Raw genomic sequence first — 297 nt, forward strand, 5'->3', positions numbered from 1 at the left:
AAAGTGCTAATAATAATACTTTAAACATTAAAGATTATTCAAGTGCAGCTAGCTCTAATGTTTATGTTATTAATGCTAAAACTGAAAGTGCTAATAATACTTTTATCTTTGATAATTTAGCTCTAGGTACAGCTTCTGATAAAAGAGAAGGGGAGATAGTAATTAGTGCAGGTATAGCTAAGAATACTCATGATAATTATACTCATATAAATAATTTAAATATAGATGAGTATAAAAACAACAAAGCTATATTTATAAGTGCTTCTGGTGTATATAGTGAAAATGATAAAAGCTATG

At 26.3% G+C, this 297-nt stretch carries 1 pseudogene; it reads left to right on the top strand.

What is annotated here, in order from left to right:
- Positions 1 to 297 (top strand): annotated as a pseudogene (locus CAMP5082_RS08355) (hypothetical protein); the annotation flags it as partial.

The organism is Campylobacter sp. LMG 17559 (genome assembly GCF_024723605.1).
GTDB lineage: Bacteria > Campylobacterota > Campylobacteria > Campylobacterales > Campylobacteraceae > Campylobacter_D.